Raw genomic sequence first — 1,441 nt, 5'->3', positions numbered from 1 at the left:
CAGGGCGAGATCGTGAACATTTTGTTAAAAATTAAAAATAGTTTTTTGCCTACAAAACAAATACTTATAGGCCTGTGATATGCAGTTAACTTTATAGTCAGGATCGCCTTCACACTTTTTAATCGTCACTGCACGTCATTTCAGCTCAAAAAATGCGCATGAAATCCAAAAAATGATAATTTCCATGATTTCCATAGTTAACAATTTGCTCACATCCTCACCCTGAAATTTGACCTGGTGATCCGGCTGTGATCTCATGCTCCTTTTCAGGAGTGCTCTCATGTCTATTGATGCCGTTTTCGCTCAGTTCTTCGACAATATTCACGACCCTCGCCAGCATGCCAAGATTTATTATCCCTTCTACGATGTCCTGTTTCTCACCGTCTGTGCCGTGATCGGCGGGGCTGAGGGCTGGGAAGATATTGAGGATTTCGGCGAGGTTCATCTTCCCTGGTTTCAATCCAAGGGACTGTTTAAAAACGGCATTCCTGTCCATGACACCATTGCCAGGATCATCTCCGGCATCAAACCAGAGCCGTTTCAGGCCGCCTTTGTGCGGTGGACTCAAGCCATTAACCAGCACACCGATGGCGCCCTGGTCGCTATCGATGGCAAAACCCTGCGCAGTTCCTATGACCGTGAGGATCGAACGTCGACCATTCACATGGTCAGTGCCTATGCCGCCGCCAATAAGCTGGTGCTCGGACAGATAAAAACCGACGCCAAGTCCAATGAAATTACCGCTATTCCCGAGTTGCTGGCGCTGCTCGACATCAAAGGCTGCCTGGTATCCATCGATGCGATGGGGTGCCAGACCGAGATCGCCGAGACCATCCTTCAGCAAGGTGGCGATTACTTATTGGCCGTCAAAGGCAACCAACCCAAGTTGTTCGAGGCGGTTCGACAGGCCCTCGCCCCGCTGGCGGCCACCCCGTTATGCGCAGAGACGATGACGCTTGAGAAGGCTCATGGCCGCATCGATGGTCGTGAGTACCATGTCATGGCGGCGGGCGAGTTGGCCGCCCAGTTTCCTCATTGGAAACAGTTGCACAGCATTGGCGTGGCCATCTCCTATCGCGTTGAAAATATGCAAAAAATTACCATAGAGCAGCGTTATTTCATCAGTTCCAAAGCGTTGGTGCAGGATGAGTTTGCGCGAGCGGTGCGTGGGCACTGGGCCATCGAAAATAGCCTGCACTGGGTGCTGGACGTCACGATGGGCGAGGATGATTGCCCGATTTATCGCGGTGATGCCGCAGAGATTTTGGCGTGCATCCGGCACATGGGGCTGAACATGCTCAGGGCCGAGACTTCACGCAAGGCGAGCGTAAGACGGAAGCAAAAAATCGCAGGAATGAGCAGTGAATATCTGGAAACGGTACTCAATGCGGGTCTCAAAAAACTGGGTGAAATTTAACAAAATGTTCACGCTCTCACCCTG

1 protein-coding gene is annotated in these 1,441 nt (G+C 50.9%); it reads left to right on the top strand.

All coding sequences use genetic code 11. The annotated features are described in order from the left end of the window. Positions 1-280 precede the first annotated feature (280 nt). Positions 281-1,417 carry an ISAs1-like element ISAs12 family transposase gene (locus ACB030_RS20285; RefSeq protein ID WP_021141311.1) on the top strand — a complete coding sequence of 379 codons (1,137 nt, stop codon included), beginning with the start codon at positions 281-283 and terminating at the stop codon, positions 1,415-1,417. Positions 1,418-1,441: the final 24 nt, after the last annotated feature.

It is taken from the genome of Aeromonas sp. S16(2024), from assembly GCF_041403065.1.
In the GTDB taxonomy this organism is placed as follows: domain Bacteria; phylum Pseudomonadota; class Gammaproteobacteria; order Enterobacterales; family Aeromonadaceae; genus Aeromonas.
Note: the sequence above shows the minus strand (reverse complement) of the source record. Positions and strands in the feature narration are given on the sequence as shown.

Excerpts from the sequence above, each read along its gene's own strand:
- ACB030_RS20285 (WP_021141311.1), top strand. The coding sequence starts at position 281 with ATGTCTATTGATGCCGTTTTCGCTCAGTTCTTCGACAATATTCACGAC.